This is a genomic window from uncultured Stenotrophomonas sp., from assembly GCF_963519925.1.
GTDB classification, from domain to species: domain Bacteria; phylum Pseudomonadota; class Gammaproteobacteria; order Xanthomonadales; family Xanthomonadaceae; genus Stenotrophomonas; species Stenotrophomonas maltophilia_AE.
Map to the genome: position 1 here is coordinate 1 of NZ_CAUQPH010000013.1, position 21,062 is coordinate 21,062.

Here is a 21,062-nt window from a genome sequence, read left to right on the forward strand (position 1 = left end):
CGCGCGGCCCCCCGCCCAACCCCGGGCGGCCGCGTCCGTACCGGGGGCCCCTCCCCCCCGGGGGCGGCGCCGTTTCTGTATGTACCGGCACAGGGCCGGTACCGACGAAGAAGAGTGATGACAGGATTGCGACTGATCGTTGGTCTGGGCAACCCCGGACCCGAGCACGCCCAGACCCGGCACAATGCCGGGTTTCGTTTCATTGACGCCCTGGCCGCCCAGGCCGGCGCGCGCTGGAACGTGGACAGCAAACTGTTCGGTGAGACCGCGAAGGTCGACATCGCCGGGCAGCCGGTGTGGCTGCTCAAGCCCGCCACCTTTATGAACCTCAGCGGCAAGTCGGTCACCGCCGCGCAGCGTTTCTGGAAGATCGAGCCCGAGGAAACCCTGCTGGCCCACGACGAACTGGACCTGCCGCCCGGCGTGGCCCGGTTGAAATTCGATGGCGGCCACGGTGGCCAGAATGGCCTGCGCGATACCATCCGCCTGCTCGGCCATGGCCGGTTCCACCGGCTCCGCATCGGCATCGGCCATCCCGGCCACAAGGACCGCGTGGTGCCGTGGGTGCTGGGTCGCGCCAGCAAGGACGACGACGTGCTGATCGGCCATGCGGTGGATGACGCGATCGATGTGCTGCCGCTGGCAGTGAAGGGCGATTTCAGCGAGGCGATGAAGCGCCTGCATACCCCGAAGTAACGTCCGCCGGTAGGTACCGACCGTTGGTCGGTACGGAGAATGATTGGAAAAACCGCGCCCAACGTCGCCGTTTCCCCAATCACTTTCACCCCAGAGGTTGTCAAAGATGGGTATCAAATGCGGCATCGTCGGCCTGCCCAATGTCGGCAAGTCGACCCTGTTCAACGCGCTGACCAAGGCGGGCATCGCCGCGGCCAATTTCCCGTTCTGCACGATCGAGCCGAACGTCGGCATCGTGCCGGTGCCGGATCCGCGCCTGAATGAGCTGGCGGCGATCATCAACCCGCAGAAGGTCATTCCGACCGCGGTGGAGTTCGTCGACATCGCCGGCCTGGTCGCGGGCGCGGCGAGCGGCGAAGGCCTGGGCAACAAGTTCCTGGCGCACATCCGCGAAGTGGATGCGATCACCCACGTGGTGCGCTGCTTCGAGAACGCCGATGTGATCCACGTCAACAACAAGGTCGATCCGATCTCGGACATCGAGACCATCGATATCGAGCTGGCCCTGGCCGACCTGGACAGCGTCGAGAAGGCGCTCAACCGCGCCGAGCGCGCGGCCAAGGGCGGTGACAAGGAGGCAGCGGCGCGCAAGCCGGTGCTGGCGAAGCTGCAGGCGGCACTGGCGGACGGCAAGGCCGGGCGTTCGGTGGGCCTGGACGACGAAGAGAAGGCGTTGGTGCGCGACCTGTTCCTGCTGACCCTCAAGCCGGTGATGTACATCGCCAATGTGTTGGAGGACGGCTTCGAGAACAACCCGCACCTGGACGCCGTGCGCGCCCATGCCGCTGCGGAGGGTGCGCAGGTGGTGCCGGTATCGGCGGCGATCGAGGAAGAGCTGTCCCAGCTGGACGATGAAGACCGCGACACGTTCCTGACCGACCTGGGACTGACCGAGCCGGGCCTGAACCGCGTGATCAACGCGGCCTACAGCCTGCTGGGCCTGCAGACCTACTTCACTGCCGGCGTCAAGGAAGTCCGTGCCTGGACCGTGCGCAAGGGTGCGACCGCGCCGCAGGCTGCTGCCGTGATCCACACCGACTTCGAGAAGGGCTTCATCCGCGCAGAAACCATCGCGTATGACGACTTCATCAAGTACAAGGGCGAAGCCGGCGCCAAGGAAGCCGGTCGCCTGCGCCTGGAAGGCAAGGAGTACCGCGTGCAGGAAGGCGACATCCTGCACTTCCGCTTCAACGTCTGATCACGCCGACGCTTGCTGCACGCAACGCCCCGCCATGAGCGGGGCGTTTGCGTTTGTGCTGGACAATAATTCGCCACGCCCCGAAAGCACTGCGCCACAGGCTTCAACCGACTTGTCCACAACAAACTCCCACGGCTTTCCACGATGCGTGTGGAAAACCTGCCCTTAGCCTGGACAAATAATCACCACGCATCCAAGACCGTTGCAGCGCGGGGCTCACGCAGGGTTGTCCACAGCTAACTCCCACCGCTCTCCACGACCCCTGTGGAGAACCTGCATCCAATTGCCGTAGAGCCGGGCTCTGCCCGGCTGCTTCACGCATCTGGGCGAACAGCCCTTTTGCAACGATCTCCCGGCTTGGACCTACCTTTTGACAGTGTGTCGTTGCCATGGGAAACGCGGGGGACGGCCGTTGGCCGTCAATCATCTCGATCAAGGTCATGCGTTACCGGACGTTGATGGATGCACGGCGGTTGTTTGGGAACCAACCCTACCGGCGATGCCGGAGCATGTCGGGCAACGGTCGTTCCGCTCCTCCCTTGGCCACCGGCCAACTGTCAGAGGGTCGGCGGGTGTGGGTTTGCGGGACCGTAGAAAACATGGATGTTTTCTACGAGCCTACAAGGACGTATTTACGGCGTGTCCCGCAGACCCGCACCCGACGGCCCACGCCAGGGACGTTCGCAAAGCAGGGCTGTTCGCCCAGATGCATGAAGCAGCCGGGCAGAGCCCGGCTCCACGGAAATAACGCAATCCCTTACAGCGCAGACCCGCCAAACTTGTGCGTGTACTGCAGGTTCAACTGCCGGCCGACCGTATCGAACCAGGACACGTCGTAATACGGGTACGACGTGTAGGTCGCATCCTTCGGCGGCATCTTGTTGAACAGGTTCACCACCGACAGCGACAGGCGCGAGTGATCGTCGAAGCGGTACTGCACCGACAGGTTGTACCGGTACGTCGCCTGCATCCACGGGCTGTCGCCGCTCTCCCAGTCGAAGCTCTGGTCGTAGCTATCGAAGCTGGGCAGCTTGCCCAACCGCGAGCCGTACAGCGTGGTCGACCACGCCGCGTTCTCCCAGGTCAGGCTGGCACTGGTCTTGGTGCGCGGAATGTCGAAGCCACTGTTGACCGCGAACTGGTCCTCCACCACGTCGCCGGCGAACTGCTGGAAATCATGGCGCTGCACCCAGGTGTGGTTGCCGCTCAGGATGAAATCGCCAACGCCCGTGGTGAGGCGGTAGCGCAGGCCGACGTCAATCCCGCGGGTGGTTTCGCGGGCGATGTTGATCGGGCTCACGTGTACCCCGTACAGACGGCCGTCGTCGGTACGCGTCACCCGGTTGATCGCATCCACGCAGGTTGGCGACGCCGCATCGGCGTCGCCCAGGCGGCAGGCCGCCTCGTCGCGCAGGATCGTGCTCACGTCCATGTCCTGCACCTGGTCGCGCATGTCTATGTCGAACCAGTCCACCGACAGGTCCAGACCCAGTGCCGGCGACCACACCAGCCCCGCGCTCCACGACGTGCTGGTTTCCGGATCCAGCTGGCGGTTGCCCTGGCGCGTGCGGATCAGGTTCTCCTCGTAATCCGAGCAGTCGTCCGCCCCATCCACCGCGCATGCATAGTAGTCATTGGCGCTGGTTTCATCGTTGCCCGGACCGGCATAGACGTAGTGCAGGTCCGGCGCGCGGAACGCGGTGCCATACGAACCACGCACCAGCAGCGACTCGATCGGGCGCCACTCGATGCCGCCGCTCCACGTTGCCTTGCCGATCGTATTGCCCGAATAGCGATACTGGTCGAAGCGGCCCGCCACGCTCACGTTGAGCGTCTCGTGCAGCGGCAGGCGCAGCTCGGCCGCGGTGGCCCAGCGGTTGCGGCTGCCGTGGCCGTCCGAGTCCTTCCAGCTGTAGTAGTAGTATTCCGTGGCCAGCGGGTCCGGGTTCAACGCGTACGACTGGTTGCCGAACTCGGCCGTGGCCGCGAAGCCCGCCTTGCCGCCCGGCAGCTCGAACAGCTCGCCATTGGTCAAGGTAAGCGCCGCAGTGTCGGTGCGCGACTTCGGCGTGTACGTGGTACGCGCGGAAATGGAGTCGTATTCGGCGCGGGTCAGCGGCTGGTACAGGCGCGCCGGGTCGGCGTTGTAGATCGGGAAGCCGTCATCGTCCTCACCCAGCTGCGGGCCCAGGAACAGGTCATTGGCCTTGGCCGCGATGATCTGCGGCCAACGGATCGACGACTGGTACTGCGAATGGCTCAGCGATGCCTCGTAGTCCCAGGCCGCACCCAGCGAGCCCTTGAACCCGGTGGTGACGCTGAACGTCTTCTGCGTGCTGCGGATCATCCCATTGCGCAGCCCGCCCATTTCCTCCGGCGAGAACTGGCGCTGCCAGAACTCCACCTGGTCCGTGGCCTGGTTATGGAAGTAGCCGTCCTCGTTGCCGTCGGCCGCCATCAGGCCCCACTGGGTCACATCGCGCATCAGGGCAATGTCGTGGTAGCCCAGCTGCACGTCGGCGAACCATTCGGCGCCATTGTCGAAGCTGTAACGCAGCGCCGCATAGCCGTTGGCGCCGCGGCGCTCGCTCAGGATCGTGCCGTAACCGATCGAACGGTCGCTGCCGCAGTAGAAACCGTAGCGCGGACGCTCGGCATGGTAAGTGCTGCCACGGTTCTGACCAGCCAGCGCATCGCAGGTGGCCTGGCCCGGGTCCAGGTAATCGTCGTTGTAGTCCGTGCGCAGCCATGCCCGGCGTGCCGCGCGCGCGCTTTCGGTGGGCGCGTCCAGGGTTGAATCCTGCTGCGCGCGCTCATACGCCCACAGCGGCACCTGCGACTGCAGTTCCACGCTGTAGACCGCGCTGAAGCGGCCGCGGTCGTAGCCACTGGCGATGCTCATGTCGAACGACTCGCCGCCCCCCTCCGTGGTGGTGCCCATGCGCACATCGACCGTGGTTCCATCGACCTGCTTCTTCAGGATGAAGTTGACCACGCCGGCGATCGCATCCGAACCATAGATCGCCGATGCGCTGCCGGTCAGTACCTCGATCCGCTCGATCATGCCCAGCGGAATGTTCGACACATCGGTGAAGTTGCTGCGGCCCTGGAACGGCATCGGGAAATCGGCGATGCGCCGGCCGTTGACCAGCACCAGCGTGTGGTTCGGGCCCAGCCCGCGCAGGTCGACCTGCTGCGCGCCCGGCGAGAAGTCGGCGCCACTGGCCGACTGCTGGCTCTGGGTTTCGCCGCCGTTCTGGGTCATCGAGCGCAGCACGTCCGGCACGCTGGTGAAGCCGCTCGCCTGGATCTGCTCGGCAGTGATCACCGTGACCGGGGCGGGGCCCTCGACCTGCGCACGCGGGATGCGCGATCCGGTGACCTGCACCGTGTCCAGCTGCCGTACCTCCGAGGTGGCCGGGGCCTGGGCCACCGCGGTAGCGGCCACACCCATCAACGCCAGCTGGATCGACCACGCCATCGCCTGTTTACGCATGAGGATTCTCAAGAAGAAAGCAGGCCTCGAGGGCGGCCCAAACCCCCATTCACATTCCGTGAACGGACGGCGCGCATTTAACGCTCTTTTTACGTCTGCCGCCAGCGGGCAGCCTTCAGCAAGGTCCGGCATGATTGGCCATCGCCCACGCCCGGTCACCCCATGTCCCTTCGATCCTGCCTGCTGCTCTCCCTGTGCCTGCTCGGCCCGACCGCCCTGGCTGCCGAACCGGTCCTCGTCATCCACGGCGGGGCAGGGGTGCAGCGCAAGGACCTTTCCCCGGCCGAGGAAACGGCGGCGCGCGCGGCCCTGCGCCAAGCCCTGCTGCAGGGCCACCAGGCACTGGCGGCGGGGCGCCCGGCACTGGATGCGGTGACCGCCGCGATCACCGTGCTGGAAGACGACCCCACCTTCAACGCGGGGAAAGGCGCAGTCTTCACCCATGACGGTCGCAACGAGCTGGACGCCGCGCTGATGGACGGCGCCAGCCTCAAGGCCGGCGCCGTCGCCGGGGTGCAGCGCGTGCGCAATCCGATCCTGCTGGCCGAGGCGGTGATGCAGCATTCGCCGCACGTGATGATGGTGGGGCAGGGGGCGGAGGCCTTCGCCGCCAGCCAGGGCATGACCCTGGTCGACCCCTCCTATTTCCGCACCGAAAAGCGCTGGCAGCAGCTGCAGCGTGCGCTGAAGGAAGAAGCCAGCGGCCAGGCCCATGCCGACCTCGAAACCGCCCGCCACTTCGGCACCGTGGGCGCCGTGGCGCTCGACGCCAACGGCCACCTGGCAGCCGGCACCTCGACCGGTGGAATGACCAACAAGCGTTTCGGGCGCGTCGGCGACGCGCCGATCATCGGCGCCGGCACCTACGCCAACGCCACCTGTGCCGTATCGGGGACCGGCTGGGGCGAGTACTACATCCGTACCGCCGCCGCGCACGACATCTGCGCGCGCATGCAGTACCTGAAGCAGGGGCCCGAAGAGGCCGGTCGTGACGTGATCAACACGCGCATTCCCGCGCTGGGGGGCGACGGTGGCGCGATCGTGCTGTCCGCCGACGGGCGCGCGGCGACGCCGTTCAATACGCAGGGCATGTATCGCGGCTGGATCGGCACTGATGGCGTGCCGCACGTGGCCATCTTCGATGATGAAACGCTGCCGATGCCGGGCCAATGACCGCTGTCGGCGGGGCGATTGCAGATTCGTGTGAAAAAATTCAAAAAGGTTGTTGACAGAACCCGCATTCACCCCCAAAATTCACGGCTCTTCCACCCCACACCGAAAACGCTTCGGCGCCAGGGACAGGGAGGTAAGGAGGGATACCCAAGCGGCCAACGGGGGCAGACTGTAAATCTGCTGGCTTACGCCTTCGGTGGTTCGAATCCACCTCCCTCCACCAGTTTCATGCAGTTTCAGGTTGTGGCAAGCGCTTCCGATGCGGGAGTAGTTCAATGGTAGAACCTCAGCCTTCCAAGCTGATGGTGCGGGTTCGATCCCCGTCTCCCGCTCCATTGAATGAGTTTGAATATATTCAAATTCATGCCATAATTCAAAACTCGCTCACGTAGCTCAGTCGGTAGAGCACCTCCTTGGTAAGGAGGAGGTCGAAGGTTCGATTCCTTTCGTGAGCACCATCTCAGTGCCACCATTTCAGACGATTTCGAGATAAGCAGCCATGGCCAAGGGTAAGTTCGAGCGCACCAAGCCGCACGTCAACGTCGGCACCATCGGTCACGTCGACCACGGCAAGACCACGCTGACCGCCGCACTGACCAAGATCGGCGCCGAGCGCTTCGGTGGCGAATTCAAGGCGTATGACGCCATCGACGCCGCACCGGAAGAAAAGGCTCGTGGCATCACGATCTCGACCGCGCACGTCGAATACGAATCCGAAAAGCGCCACTACGCGCACGTCGATTGCCCGGGCCATGCTGACTACGTCAAGAACATGATCACCGGTGCCGCGCAGATGGACGGCGCGATCCTGGTCTGTTCGGCTGCTGACGGCCCGATGCCGCAGACCCGCGAGCACATCCTGCTGTCGCGCCAGGTCGGCGTGCCGTACATCGTCGTGTTCCTGAACAAGGCCGACATGGTGGACGACGCCGAGCTGCTGGAACTGGTCGAAATGGAAGTCCGCGAGCTGCTGAGCAAGTACGACTTCCCGGGCGACGACACCCCGATCATCTCGGGTTCGGCCCGTCTGGCGCTGGAAGGCGACCAGAGCGACATCGGCGTGCCGGCGATCCTGAAGCTGGTCGACGCCCTGGACACCTGGATCCCGGAGCCGGAGCGTGCGATCGACAAGCCGTTCCTGATGCCGGTGGAAGACGTGTTCTCGATCTCGGGCCGCGGCACCGTGGTGACCGGTCGTATCGAGCGCGGCGTGATCAAGGTCGGCGAAGAAATCGAAATCGTCGGTATCCGTCCGGTCCAGAAGACCACCGTGACCGGCGTGGAAATGTTCCGCAAGCTGCTTGACCAGGGTCAGGCAGGCGACAACGCCGGTCTGCTGCTGCGCGGCACCAAGCGTGACGACGTCGAGCGTGGCCAGGTCCTGGCCAAGCCGGGTTCGATCAAGCCGCACACCACCTTCGAAGGCGAAGTGTACGTGCTGTCGAAGGACGAAGGCGGCCGTCACACCCCGTTCTTCAACGGCTACCGCCCGCAGTTCTACTTCCGCACCACCGACATCACCGGCAAGGCCAACCTGCCGGAAGGCGTGGAAATGGTGATGCCGGGTGACAACGTCAAGATGACCGTCGAGCTGATCAACCCGGTCGCCATGGACGAAGGCCTGCGCTTCGCGATCCGCGAAGGCGGCCGTACCGTCGGCGCCGGCGTGGTCTCCAAGATCGTCGCGTAATCTGCAATACCGGCGGCAGCCCAGCGCTGCCGGTCTCGCGAACGGCGGGCCGGAAACCCCGGTCCGCCTTCGCTGTCTAAGGGAAGGTAGTTTTTCAGTACGCCAGTAGCTCAATTGGCAGAGCAGCGGTCTCCAAAACCGCAGGTTGGGGGTTCGAGTCCCTCCTGGCGTGCCACTTCTCCCTTCCAGCGGCCATGCCGCCTCAGCAGCCAGAGCCGGATGAACAGCAAGATCGAGCATTCCAAGGACACCTCCACCGGGGGTGACATCGTCAAGTACGTCGCCGCAGTGCTCCTGGCACTTGCGGGTCTTTTTGCTTGGTTCTGGTTTGGTACCCCCGAACATGCGGCCCAGAATGCCTGGTCCGGCCCCCTGCGTGGCCTGGGCGTGGCCGTCGGCCTGATCGCCGGCCTTGCCGTGTTCATGCTGACCTCCAAGGGCCGCGATACCCGCGAGTTCCTTTCCGAATCCCGCTTCGAGCTGCGCAAGGTAGTCTGGCCGACCCGCCAGGAAGCCATCCGCATGACCTGGGTAGTGATGGTCGTGGTGATCATCCTCAGCCTGCTTCTCGGCGGTTTCGACTTCGTGATTCAGAAAGCGATCCAGTGGTTCCTGGGTCGATAAGGAGAAACCTGTGAAGCGTTGGTATGTTGTTCACGCCTATTCAGGCTTCGAAAAAACCGTTGCCCAGACCCTGCGCGATCGCATCGTGCGCGATGAGAAGCAGGAACTGTTCGGCGACGTCCTCGTGCCGACCGAAGAAGTGGTCGAAATGCGTTCCGGCCAGAAGCGCCGTTCCGAGCGCAAGTTCTTCCCGGGCTACGTCCTGGTCCAGATCGAGACCCACGACGAAAACGGCATTCCGCGCATCGACAACGAAAGCTGGCACCTTGTGAAGGAGACTCCCAAGGTCATGGGCTTCATTGGTGGTACGGCGGATCGTCCGCTGCCGATCGCCGACAGCGAAGCCGAAGCCATCCTGAATCGCGTTCAGGAAGGTGTCGAGAAGCCGCGCCCCAAGGTGCTGTTCGAGCCGGGCCAGATGGTCCGTGTCACCGAAGGCCCGTTCAACGACTTCAATGGCGTGGTGGAAGAAGTCAACTACGAAAAGAGCCGCCTGCGCGTCTCGGTGCTGATCTTCGGTCGCGCCACCCCGGTCGAACTCGAGTTCGGCCAGGTCGAAAAGCAGGTCTGACCGCTCAACCGTAGAGCCGGGCGCTGCCCGGCCGGGCGCATTCACACGCCCGCCACAAAACCTGATATAGTGCGCGGCTTCCTGTCAGGAAGCTGGCAAAAACATGGGGCCGCCGCAAGGTGGCCTTCTGCATGAATTCAAAACGCGATGCCGGGACGCGACATTCCCGGTCCGATGGGGAGCCTGTGGTCGCAAGGCGCTAGCACCCGGAGAGTATTCACATGGCAAAGAAAGTAGTTGGTTACATCAAGCTGCAGGTGAAGGCCGGCCAGGCCAACCCCTCGCCGCCGGTCGGTCCTGCGCTGGGTCAGCGTGGCCTGAACATCATGGAATTCTGCAAGGCCTTCAATGCCGCCACGCAGAAGCTCGAGCCGGGTCTGCCGGTTCCGGTGATCATCACGGCCTATTCGGACCGTACCTTCACCTTCATCACCAAGAGCACCCCGGCCACCACCCTGCTCAAGAAGGCCGCTGGCATCTCCTCCGGCTCCAAGAAGCCGAACACCGACAAGGTGGGCAAGGTGACCCGCAAGCAGCTGGAAGAGATCGCCAAGGCGAAGGAACCGGATCTGACCGCCGCCGACCTGGACGCCGCCGTGCGTACCATCGCTGGTTCTGCCCGTTCCATGGGCCTTGTGGTAGAGGGTTAAGAAGATGGCACAGACCAAGCGTGAGAAGGCCATCAAGGCCGCCGTCGTCCCGGGCAAGGCTTACGCCTTCGAGGACGCGATCAAGATCCTGAAGACCGCCACCAAGGCCAAGTTCGTCGAGTCCTTCGACGTCGCCGTGCGCCTGGGCGTGGACGCCAAGAAGTCCGACCAGCAGGTGCGCGGTTCGACCGTGCTGCCGGCTGGTACCGGCAAGAGCGTCCGCGTTGCGGTGTTCGCCCCGGCCGGTGCCAAGGCTGACGAAGCCCTGGCCGCTGGCGCCGAAGCCGTCGGCATGGACGACCTGGCCGAGAAGATGCAGGCCGGCGACCTGAACTACGACGTCGTCATCGCGACCCCGGACGCCATGCGCGTCGTCGGTAAGCTGGGCACCGTGCTCGGCCCGCGCGGCCTGATGCCGAACCCGAAGGTCGGCACCGTGTCGGCCAACCCGGGCGAAGCGGTCAAGAACGCCAAGTCGGGTCAGGTCCGTTACCGCACCGACAAGGCCGGCATCATCCACTGCACCATCGGCAAGGCCGACTTCGCCGAAGACGCGCTGAAGTCGAACCTGCAGGCGCTGCTGCTGGACCTGATCAAGGCCAAGCCGGCTTCCTCGAAGGGCACCTACCTGCAGAAGGTTTCGGTCAGCTCGACGATGGGCCCGGGTGTCACCGTCGACCAGTCGTCGCTGACCCTGAAGTAATCGTTTCAAGCGGGTGCGTGGCTTCGGCCATGTGCCCGTGACATTTGAAGGCAATCCGAGCGGGTCCGTCCCGCGACGATAGCCGTCAAAGACCGCAGGGGTGGGGGCTGCATGCCGCCGCTTAATCGGTTCCCCCGGGAATCACCCTGCGTAGATGGTGCCCTTCTGGAGTTTTTCTGGTTTACGCACGTCTGGGTTTACCCAGGTTGGCCATCCAGGTCTAGAACGGCCCACCCTTGGAGCATCGTCCCGATGCTCCCGGCGTCCAGGAAGGATGCTGCCCAGGACCGCAAACGGCAGGAGCCGTAAGCGGAGTTCAATTGGAGGAGTGCAATGGCTCTCAATCTGTCCCAGAAGCAAGAAGTAGTCGCCGAGGTTGCGGAAGTCGCTGCCAAGGCTCACTCCTTGATTGCAGCACACTACGCCGGCACCACGGTCGCGCAGATCACCAAGATGCGCGAACAGGCCCGCAAGGAAGGCGTGTTCTTGAAGGTTGTCAAGAACACCCTGGCCGAGCGTGCGGTGAAGGGTACTGAATTCGAATCCGCAGCGGCCAAGTTCGTCGGTCCGATGCTGTTCGCGTTCTCGCTCGACGAGCCCGGCGCTGCCGGTCGCGTCATCAAGGAAGCTACCAAGAACAATGACAAGCTGCAGCCGCAGCTGGTCGTGATTGGTGGCGAAGTGTTCCCGGCAAGCCACGTCGACGTGCTGGCATCGCTGCCGACCCGTGATCAGGCCCTGGCCATGCTGGCCCGCGTCCTGACCGAGCCGGTCACGATGTTCGCCCGTGCCATCAAGGCCGTTGGCGAGAAGCAGGAAGGTGGCGCTGTCGCCGCCGAACCGGCCGCCGAAACCGCCTGAGTCGCTGTTTACGTGGTTCCTGACGGAACCTGAACCCAGAAAATCATTCAAAGGTATTCAAAATGTCCCTTACCACCGAACAGATCGTTGACGCCATCGCCAGCAAGTCGCTGATGGAAGTGATGGAACTGGTCAAGGCCATCGAAGAGAAGTTTGGCGTTTCCGCCGCTGCTCCGGTTGCCGTTGCCGCTGCCGGTCCGGCCGCTGCTGTTGAAGAGCAGACCGAATTCACCGTCAGCCTGAAGACCGCCGGCGACAAGAAGGTCGACGTCATCAAGGCCGTCCGCGCCATCACCGGCCTGGGCCTGAAGGAAGCCAAGGACCTCACCGAAGCCGGTGGCGTCCTGAAGGAAAGCGCTTCGAAGGAAGAAGCCGAGAAGATGAAGAAGGACCTGGAAGCTGTCGGCGCGACTGTCGAAGTCAAGTAAGCAGCTCCTTGCGTCGCCATCGAATCACGGCGATGCAGCCAAGGCTGGGGGCGTAAGCCCCCGGCCTTTGGTCGTTATTGCGCTGTGGCCGGATTGTTGTCCGATCCACGGCGGTTCCACCCGTAGCGCCGACCGTTGGTCGGACGCTTCACCGGCCCCAGGCCGGCGAGTTGGCAGTTGGAAGTAGCGGGAGAAGGCGTGCTGGTGCCGGCAATACCAGCGACTTCCAACTGACAATTTTCATGTTCCCTTCGGGCCGCGCCTCTTGGCGGGGCCCGCACAGCCAAGGTGAGACCCCATGACGTCATACTCGTTCACCGAAAAAAAGCGTATCCGCAAGGACTTCGGCAAGCAGCGCTCGATCCTCGAAGTGCCGTTCCTGCTCGCCATCCAGGTGGATTCCTATCGCGAGTTCCTGCAGGAAAACATCGATCCGGCCAAGCGCCGTGACCTGGGCCTGCACGCCGCACTGAAGTCGGTGTTCCCGATCGCCAGCTACAGCGGCAATGCCGCGCTGGAATACGTGGGTTACAAGCTGGGCGACCCGGTCTTCGACGAGCGCGAGTGCCGCCAGCGTGGCATGAGCTACGGCGCGCCGCTGCGCGTGACCGTGCGCCTGGTGATCTACGACCGCGAGTCGTCGACCAAGGCCATCAAGTACGTGAAGGAGCAGGAGGTCTACCTCGGCGAGATCCCGCTGATGACCGACAACGGCACCTTCATCGTCAACGGTACCGAGCGCGTCATCGTCTCGCAGCTGCACCGTTCGCCGGGCGTGTTCTTCGACCACGACCGTGGCAAGACCCACAGCTCGGGCAAGCTGCTGTACAGCGCCCGCATCATCCCGTACCGCGGCTCCTGGCTGGACTTCGAGTTCGACCCGAAGGACGCGCTGTTCACCCGTATCGACCGTCGCCGCAAGCTGCCGGTGTCGATCCTGCTGCGTGCGCTGGGCTACAGCAACGAAGAGATGCTGGCCGAGTTCTTCGAGATCAACACCTTCCACATCAATCCCGATGAAGGCGTGCAGCTCGAACTGGTCTCCGAGCGCCTGCGCGGCGAGACCCTGAACTTCGACCTGGCCGACGGCGACAAGGTCATCGTCGAAGCCGGCAAGCGCATCACCGCGCGCCACGTCAAGCAGTTGGAAGCCTCGGGCATTGCCGCCCTGGCCGTGCCGGACGATTACATCGTCGGCCGCATCCTGTCCCACGACGTGGTCGACGCGAGCACCGGCGAACTGCTGGCCCAGGCCAACGACGAAATCACCGACGAGCAGCTGCAGGCCTTCCGCAAGGCCGGCGTGGATGCCGTGGGCACCCTGTGGGTGAACGATCTGGATCGTGGCCCGTACCTGTCCAACACCCTGCGCATCGATCCGACCAAGACCCAGCTCGAAGCGCTGGTCGAAATCTATCGCATGATGCGTCCGGGCGAGCCGCCGACCAAGGACGCCGCGCAGAACCTGTTCCACAACCTGTTCTTCACCTTCGAGCGCTACGACCTGTCCACGGTCGGCCGCATGAAGTTCAACCGTCGTGTCGGCCGCAAGGAAGTCACCGGCGAAGCGGTGCTGTACGACCGCAAGTACTTCGGCGAGCGCAATGACGAAGAGTCCAAGCGCCTGGTCGCCGAGCACGGCGACAGCTCCGACATCCTGGACGTGATCAAGGTCCTGACCGAGATCCGCAACGGTCGCGGCGTGGTCGACGACATCGACCACCTGGGCAACCGTCGCGTGCGTTCGGTCGGCGAAATGGCCGAGAACGTGTTCCGCGTGGGCCTGGTCCGCGTCGAGCGCGCGGTCAAGGAGCGCCTGTCGATGGCCGAATCCGAAGGCCTGACCCCGCAGGAGCTGATCAACGCCAAGCCGGTCGCCGCTGCCATCAAGGAGTTCTTCGGCTCCTCGCAGCTGTCCCAGTTCATGGACCAGAACAACCCGCTGTCGGAAGTCACGCACAAGCGTCGCGTCTCGGCCCTGGGCCCGGGCGGCCTGACCCGTGAGCGCGCCGGCTTCGAAGTGCGCGACGTGCACCCGACCCATTACGGCCGCGTCTGCACCATCGAAACCCCGGAAGGCCCGAACATCGGCCTGATCAACTCGCTGGCCGTGTACGCCCGCACCAACCAGTACGGCTTCCTTGAAACCCCGTACCGCAAGGTGCACGACGGCGTGGTCTCCGACGAGATCGAGTTCCTGTCGGCCATCGAAGAAAACGAATACGTCATCGCCCAGGCCAACGCCCTCACGGACGCCAAGAACACGCTCACCGAGCAGTTCGTGCCGTGCCGGTTCCAGGGTGAGTCGCTGCTGAAGCCGCCGGCGGAAGTCCACTTCATGGACGTCTCGCCGATGCAGACCGTGTCGATCGCGGCCGCGCTGGTTCCGTTCCTGGAACACGATGACGCCAACCGTGCACTGATGGGCGCCAACATGCAGCGCCAGGCCGTGCCGACCCTGCGCGCGCAGAAGCCGCTGGTGGGTACCGGCATCGAACGCGCCGTGGCCCGTGACTCGGGTGTGACCGTGAACGCGCGTCGTGGCGGCGAGATCGTGCAGATCGACGCCGGCCGCATCGTGGTCAAGGTCAATGAAGTGGAGATCACCGACGCGACGGACGCGGGCGTGGATATCTACAACCTGATCAAGTACACCCGCTCCAACCAGAACACCTGCATCAACCAGCGGCCGCTGGTGGAAGTGGGTGACGTGATCGCGCGCGGCGACGTGCTGGCTGACGGCCCGTCCACCGACATCGGTGAGCTGGCCCTGGGCCAGAACATGCTGATCGCCTTCATGCCGTGGAACGGCTACAACTTCGAAGACTCCATCCTGCTCTCCGAGCGCGTGGTGGAAGAGGATCGTTACACCACGATCCACATCGAAGAGCTGACCTGCGTCGCGCGTGACACCAAGCTGGGGCCGGAGGAAATCTCCGCCGACATCCCGAACGTGTCCGAGCAGGCGCTGAACCGCCTGGACGAGTCCGGCGTGGTGTACATCGGTGCCGAAGTGCGCGCCGGCGACATCATGGTCGGCAAGGTCACCCCGAAGGGCGAAAGCCAGCTGACCCCGGAAGAGAAGCTGCTGCGGGCGATCTTCGGCGAGAAGGCGTCCGACGTTAAGGACAGCTCGCTGCGCGTGCCGCCGGGCATGGACGGCACCGTCATCGACGTGCAGGTCTTCACCCGCGACGGCATCGAGAAGGACAAGCGTGCGCGCCAGATCGAGGAAAGCGAGATCAAGCGCGTCAAGAAGGACTTCGACGACCAGTTCCGCATCCTGGAAGGTGCGATCTACGCCCGTCTGCGTTCGCAGATCGTGGGCAAGGTCGCCAACGGCGGTGCCGGCCTGAAGAAGGGCGACACCATCAGCGACGCCTACCTGGACGGCCTGAAGAAGGCCGACTGGTTCGCGCTGCGCATGAAGGACGAAGACGCCTCCGAAGCCATCGAACGCGCCCAGAAGCAGATCCAGGCGCATGAGAAGGAATTCGAGCGTCGCTTCGCCGACAAGCGCGGCAAGATCACCGCGGGCGACGACCTTGCCCCGGGCGTGCTGAAGATGGTCAAGGTGTTCCTGGCCGTGAAGCGCCGCATCCAGCCGGGCGACAAGATGGCAGGCCGCCACGGCAACAAGGGTGTGGTCTCCAACGTGGTGCCGGTCGAGGACATGCCGTACATGGCCTCGGGCGAGACCGTGGACATCGTGCTGAACCCGCTGGGCGTGCCGTCGCGCATGAACATCGGCCAGATCCTGGAAGTGCACCTGGGCTGGGCCGCCAAGGGCCTGGGCCGAAAGATCCAGGGCATGCTCGAAGCACAGGCCGCGATCAACGACCTGCGCAGGTTCCTGGACGAGGTGTACAACCACGACAAGACCCAGCACGCCAACCACGTCGACCTGACCCAGTTCAGCGACGAGGAGCTGCTGCGCCTGGCCGGCAACCTCACCGACGGCGTGCCGATGGCCACCCCGGTGTTCGACGGTGCCACCGAAGCTGAAATCAAGCACATGCTTGCCCTGGCTGACCTGCCGCTCAGCGGCCAGACCCAGCTGTATGACGGTCGTACCGGTGAGGCATTCGATCGCCACACCACCGTGGGCTACATGCACTACCTGAAGCTGAACCACCTGGTCGACGACAAGATGCACGCCCGTTCGACCGGTCCGTACTCGCTCGTCACCCAGCAGCCGCTGGGCGGCAAGGCGCAGTTCGGCGGCCAGCGCTTCGGTGAAATGGAAGTCTGGGCGCTGGAAGCCTACGGCGCGGCCTACACCCTGCAGGAAATGCTGACGGTGAAGTCCGATGACGTGCAGGGCCGCAACCAGATGTACAAGAACATCGTCGACGGTGAGCACGAGATGGTCGCGGGCATGCCGGAATCCTTCAACGTGCTCGTGAAGGAAATCCGCTCGCTGGCCATCAACATGGAACTGGAAGACAACTGATCGTGCAGGCGCGGCTGCCCCGGCAGCCGCGCCGCCGGATGTGACCTGACAGCCCCATCGACAAGATTTCCTCCTTTCGGAGAAACACCATGAAAGACCTGCTCAACCTCTTCAACCAGCAGCGCCAGACGCTGGACTTCGACGCGATCAAGATCGCGCTGGCTTCGCCGGACCTGATCCGTTCGTGGTCCTTCGGCGAAGTGAAGAAGCCGGAAACCATCAACTACCGTACCTTCAAGCCGGAGCGTGACGGCCTGTTCTGCGCCGCCATCTTCGGGCCGGTCAAGGACTACGAGTGCCTGTGCGGCAAGTACAAGCGCATGAAGCACCGCGGCGTGGTCTGCGAGAAGTGCGGCACCGAAGTGACCCTGGCCAAGGTGCGCCGCGAGCGCATGGGCCACATCGACCTGGCCTCGCCGGTCGCGCACATCTGGTTCCTCAAGTCGCTGCCGTCGCGCATCGGCCTGATGCTGGACATGACCCTGCGTGACATCGAGCGCGTGCTGTACTTCGAAGCCTACGTGGTGACCGAGCCGGGCCTGACCGCCCTGGAGCGCCGCCAGCTGCTGACCGAAGAACAGTTCCTGCAGGCGCGCCAGGAGCACGGCGACGACTTCGACGCCGCCATGGGCGCCGAGGCCGTGTACGAGCTGCTGCGCACCATCGACCTGCAGTCGGAAATGACCCGCCTGCGCGAGGAAATCGCCAGCACCGGTTCGGAAACCAAGCTCAAGCGCCTCACCAAGCGCATCAAGCTGGTCGAAGCCTTCCTGGAATCGGGCAACCGTCCGGAGTGGATGGTCATGACCGTGCTGCCGGTGCTGCCGCCGGACCTGCGTCCGCTGGTGCCGCTGGACGGTGGCCGCTTCGCGACCTCCGACCTGAACGACCTGTACCGCCGCGTCATCAACCGCAACAACCGCCTGCGCCGCCTGCTCGAGCTGAACGCGCCGGACATCATCGTGCGCAATGAAAAGCGCATGCTGCAGGAATCGGTCGATGCGCTGCTGGACAACGGCCGTCGTGGCCGTGCCATCACCGGCACCAACAAGCGCCCGCTGAAGTCGCTGGCCGACATGATCAAGGGCAAGCAGGGTCGCTTCCGCCAGAACCTGCTGGGCAAGCGCGTGGACTACTCGGGCCGTTCGGTCATCGTGGTCGGTCCGTACCTGCGCCTGCACCAGTGCGGCCTGCCGAAGAAGATGGCGCTGGAGCTGTTCAAGCCGTTCGTGTTCGCCAAGCTGCAGCGTCGTGGCCTGGCCACCACCATCAAGGCCGCCAAGAAGCTGGTCGAGCGCGAAGAAGCCGAAGTCTGGGACATCCTGGAAGAGGTCATCCGCGAGCATCCGGTGATGCTGAACCGTGCGCCGACCCTGCACCGCCTGGGCATCCAGGCGTTCGAGCCGGTGCTGATCGAAGGCAAGGCGATCCAGCTGCATCCGCTGGTCTGTACTGCGTTCAACGCCGACTTCGACGGTGACCAGATGGCCGTCCACGTGCCGCTCTCGCTGGAAGCCCAGCTGGAAGCGCGTGCGCTGATGATGTCCACCAACAACATCCTGTCGCCGGCAAACGGCGAGCCGATCATCGTGCCGTCGCAGGACGTGGTGCTGGGTCTGTACTACATGACCCGCGCCCTGGAAAACAAGAAGGGCGAGGGCATGGCGTTCGCCAACATCGCCGAAGTGAAGCGTGCCTACGACAACCGCGTGGTGGAACTGCACGCCAAGGTCAAGGTCCGCATCACCGAAGTGGTGACCGACGAGAACGGTGAAAAGCAGAAGAAGGCCTCGATCGTGGACACCACGATCGGTCGCGCCCTGCTGGCCGAAATCCTGCCGGAAGGCCTGCCGTTCGCACTGGCCAACACCGAGCTGACCAAGAAGAACATCAGCCGCCTGATCAACTCCAGCTACCGCCAGCTGGGCTTGAAGGACACCGTGGTGTTCGCCGACAAGCTGATGTACACCGGCTTCGCCTACGCAACCCGCGCCGGCGTGTCGATCGGCATCGACGACATGCTGATCCCGGACGAGAAGCGCGGCATCCTCACCGAGGCCGAAGCCGAAGTGCTGGAAATCCAGGAGCAGTACCAGTCGGGCCTGGTCACCGCCGGTGAGCGCTACAACAAGGTGGTCGACATCTGGTCGCGTACCAATGAACGCATCGCCAAGGCGATGATGGACACCATCGGTACCGAGAAGGTGGTCAACGCCAAGGGCGAAACCATCGACCAGAAGTCGATGAACTCGCTGTACATCATGGCCGACTCCGGTGCGCGTGGTTCGCAGGCGCAGATCCGCCAGCTGGCCGGCATGCGTGGCCTGATGGCGCGTCCGGATGGCTCGATCATCGAAACGCCCATCAAGGCGAACTTCCGTGAAGGCCTGAACGTGCAGGAGTACTTCAACTCCACCCACGGTGCCCGTAAGGGTCTGGCCGATACCGCGCTGAAGACCGCGAACTCGGGTTACCTGACCCGTCGCCTGGTCGACGTCGCGCAGGACGTGGTCATCACCGAAGTGGATTGCGGTACCACCGAAGGCCTGACCATGACCCCGATCGTGGAAGGCGGCGACGTCGTGGAGCCGTTGAAGGACCGCGTGCTGGGTCGTGTCGTGGCCGAGGACGTGTTCCTGCCGGGCAACGACGAAGATCCGATCGTGACCCGCAACACCCTGCTCGACGAAGCCTGGGTCGCCAAGCTCGAAGACGCCGGTGTGCAGAGCATCAAGGTGCGTTCGACCATCAGCTGCGAATCCGCCTTCGGCGTGTGCGCCAACTGCTACGGTCGCGACCTGGCTCGTGGCCACCTGGTCAACATCGGTGAAGCGGTCGGCGTCATCGCCGCGCAGTCGATCGGTGAGCCGGGTACCCAGCTGACCATGCGTACGTTCCACATCGGTGGTGCGGCATCGCGTGCGGCAGCCGTGGACAACATCACGGTCAAGACCACCGGTTCGGTGAAGTTCAACAACCTGAAGTCGGTCGAACACGCCAACGGTTCGCTGGTCGCGGTCTCGCGCTCGGGTGAAATCTCGGTGCTCGACGCGCACGGCCGTGAGCGCGAGCGCTACAAGCTGCCGTACGGCTCGATGATCGCGTCCAAGGACGGCGATGCGGTCAAGGCTGGCCAGACCGTGGCCAACTGGGATCCGCATAACCACCCGATCGTTTCGGAAGTGGCCGGTTTCATCCGCTTCATCGACTTCATCGACGGCGTCACCGTCATCGAGAAGACCGACGAACTGACCGGCCTGGCGTCGCGTGAAATCACCGACCCGAAGCGTCGTGGTTCGCAGGCCAAGGAGCTGCGCCCGATCGTGCGTATCGTGGATGCCAAGGGCAACGACCTGACCATCCCGAACACCGACCTGCCGGCCCAGTACCTGCTGCCGCCGCGCTCCATCGTCAACCTGCAGGACGGCGCCGCCGTCGGCGTGGGCGACGTGGTCGCCAAGATCCCGCAGGAAGCGTCCAAGACCCGTGACATCACCGGTGGTCTGCCGCGCGTGGCCGATCTGTTCGAAGCGCGCAAGCCGAAGGATCCGGCGATCCTGGCCGAGCGTTCGGGCATCATCAGCTTCGGCAAGGACACCAAGGGCAAGCAGCGCCTGATCATCAAGGACACCGATGGTTCGGAGCACGAAGAGCTGATCCCGAAGTACCGCCAGGTGATCGTGTTCGAAGGCGAGCACGTGACCAAGGGCGAAACCATCGTGGACGGCGAGCCGAGCCCGCAGGACATCCTGCGCCTGCTGGGTGTCGAGCCGCTGGCGGCCTACCTGGTCAAGGAAATCCAGGACGTGTACCGCCTGCAGGGCGTGAAGATCAACGACAAGCACATTGAAGTGATCACCCGCCAGATGCTGCGCAAGGTCGAGATCACCGACCAGGGCAGCAGCAAGTTCCTGAATGGCGAGCAGGCCGAGCGCCAGCGCGTCATCGAGGAAAATGCGCGCCTGACCACCCGCAACGAGCTGATCGCCCGTTTCGATCCGGTCCTGCTGGGCATCACCAAGGCGTCGCTGGCGACCGAGTCGTTCATCTCGGCCGCGTCGTTCCAGGAAACCACCCGCGTGCTGACCGAAGCGGCCGTTCGTGGCACCTCGGACAACCTGCGTGGCCTGAAGGAAAACGTCATCGTCGGCCGTCTGATCCCGGCCGGTACCGGCCTGGCCTACCACGCCAACCGTCGTCGCAACGCCTCCGGGCTGACCGAGTCGGAAATGCAGACCCTGGCCGGCACCCCGGTCGTGGCTGAAGTGGCGGCCGTGGAAGCGACCCCGGAAGCCGACACCGAAGAATGAGAGCCGTAGAGCCGGGCTTTGCCCGGCTGCTGCAACCGGGCTCGGCCCGGTCGCTCTTCGCGGCACCCTTGCCCCGGGTCATGCACCCGGGGCAGGGCACCGCACCCGGCAGCGGTGGCGTTCCCGTCACCAATGCTGTAGGATGCCCGCCGGTCCTTACCAGGACTGGTAGACAACCTGAACGGGGGGCAAGGAGAAGGCGCCCCAGT

At 64.2% G+C, this 21,062-nt stretch carries 13 protein-coding genes and 4 tRNA genes; 16 read left to right on the forward strand and 1 reads right to left on the reverse strand.

Features of this window, described 5'->3' with window-relative positions:
• Window positions 1–117 precede the first annotated feature (117 nt).
• Together pth and ychF are read left to right on the forward strand one after the other, a co-directional pair.
• Window positions 118–696 carry an aminoacyl-tRNA hydrolase gene (gene pth / locus RWO33_RS04365; RefSeq protein ID WP_314102496.1) on the forward strand — a complete coding sequence of 193 codons (579 nt, stop codon included), beginning with the start codon at window positions 118–120 and terminating at the stop codon, window positions 694–696.
• 106 nt (window positions 697–802) lie between these two features.
• On the forward strand, window positions 803–1,894 hold the full coding sequence (gene ychF / locus RWO33_RS04370) for a redox-regulated ATPase YchF (RefSeq protein WP_145481617.1): 1,092 nt from the start codon (window positions 803–805) through the stop codon (window positions 1,892–1,894).
• A 757-nt stretch (window positions 1,895–2,651) separates the two neighbouring features.
• Here the strand turns inward: ychF and RWO33_RS04375 are convergent.
• Entirely contained in the window at window positions 2,652–5,390 is a 2,739-nt protein-coding gene (locus RWO33_RS04375) for a TonB-dependent receptor (protein ID WP_314102499.1), read from the reverse strand.
• Between the two features lie 162 nt (window positions 5,391–5,552).
• On the opposite strand from RWO33_RS04375, the gene RWO33_RS04380 reads away from it, so the two are divergent.
• The 14 genes from RWO33_RS04380 (at window position 5,553) to rpoC (ending at window position 20,853) form a co-directional block, all read left to right on the forward strand.
• Window positions 5,553–6,563 (forward strand): isoaspartyl peptidase/L-asparaginase, encoded by a 1,011-nt coding sequence (locus tag RWO33_RS04380; protein ID WP_314102501.1) that lies wholly within the window; start codon window positions 5,553–5,555, stop codon window positions 6,561–6,563.
• 137 nt (window positions 6,564–6,700) lie between these two features.
• Window positions 6,701–6,786 (forward strand) — tRNA-Tyr (locus tag RWO33_RS04385).
• A gap of 38 nt (window positions 6,787–6,824) precedes the next feature.
• A tRNA-Gly gene (locus RWO33_RS04390) sits at window positions 6,825–6,898 on the forward strand.
• Window positions 6,899–6,945: 47 nt separating this feature from the next.
• Window positions 6,946–7,021, forward strand: a tRNA-Thr gene (locus RWO33_RS04395).
• Between the two features lie 41 nt (window positions 7,022–7,062).
• Window positions 7,063–8,253: an elongation factor Tu gene (gene tuf, locus RWO33_RS04400; RefSeq protein ID WP_314102503.1), complete on the forward strand. Its 1,191-nt coding sequence runs from the start codon at window positions 7,063–7,065 to the stop codon at window positions 8,251–8,253.
• Window positions 8,254–8,352: 99 nt separating this feature from the next.
• Window positions 8,353–8,428 (forward strand) — tRNA-Trp (locus RWO33_RS04405).
• 44 nt (window positions 8,429–8,472) lie between these two features.
• Window positions 8,473–8,877, forward strand: a complete 405-nt coding sequence (gene secE / locus RWO33_RS04410; RefSeq protein WP_314102505.1) for a preprotein translocase subunit SecE — start codon at window positions 8,473–8,475, stop codon at window positions 8,875–8,877.
• Window positions 8,878–8,887: 10 nt separating this feature from the next.
• Window positions 8,888–9,448, forward strand: coding sequence for a transcription termination/antitermination protein NusG (gene nusG, locus RWO33_RS04415; protein ID WP_314102507.1), 561 nt, complete (start codon window positions 8,888–8,890; stop codon window positions 9,446–9,448).
• 221 nt (window positions 9,449–9,669) lie between these two features.
• Complete coding sequence (gene rplK / locus RWO33_RS04420; protein WP_125358619.1) at window positions 9,670–10,098, forward strand: 50S ribosomal protein L11; 429 nt, start codon at window positions 9,670–9,672, stop codon at window positions 10,096–10,098.
• A gap of 4 nt (window positions 10,099–10,102) precedes the next feature.
• The gene (gene rplA / locus RWO33_RS04425; RefSeq protein ID WP_145481805.1) at window positions 10,103–10,801 is read left to right on the forward strand and encodes a 50S ribosomal protein L1; all 699 of its coding nucleotides are present in this window, start codon (window positions 10,103–10,105) and stop codon (window positions 10,799–10,801) included.
• 333 nt (window positions 10,802–11,134) lie between these two features.
• A complete protein-coding gene (gene rplJ / locus RWO33_RS04430; protein ID WP_145481804.1) occupies window positions 11,135–11,662 on the forward strand; it encodes a 50S ribosomal protein L10 in 528 nt (175 codons plus the stop codon).
• 62 nt (window positions 11,663–11,724) lie between these two features.
• The gene (gene rplL / locus RWO33_RS04435; RefSeq protein ID WP_145481803.1) at window positions 11,725–12,090 is read left to right on the forward strand and encodes a 50S ribosomal protein L7/L12; all 366 of its coding nucleotides are present in this window, start codon (window positions 11,725–11,727) and stop codon (window positions 12,088–12,090) included.
• Between the two features lie 298 nt (window positions 12,091–12,388).
• Window positions 12,389–16,543 carry a DNA-directed RNA polymerase subunit beta gene (gene rpoB / locus RWO33_RS04440; RefSeq protein WP_314102513.1) on the forward strand — a complete coding sequence of 1,385 codons (4,155 nt, stop codon included), beginning with the start codon at window positions 12,389–12,391 and terminating at the stop codon, window positions 16,541–16,543.
• 89 nt (window positions 16,544–16,632) lie between these two features.
• The gene (gene rpoC, locus RWO33_RS04445) at window positions 16,633–20,853 is read left to right on the forward strand and encodes a DNA-directed RNA polymerase subunit beta' (protein ID WP_145481801.1); all 4,221 of its coding nucleotides are present in this window, start codon (window positions 16,633–16,635) and stop codon (window positions 20,851–20,853) included.
• The last annotated feature ends 209 nt before the right edge of the window (window positions 20,854–21,062 follow it).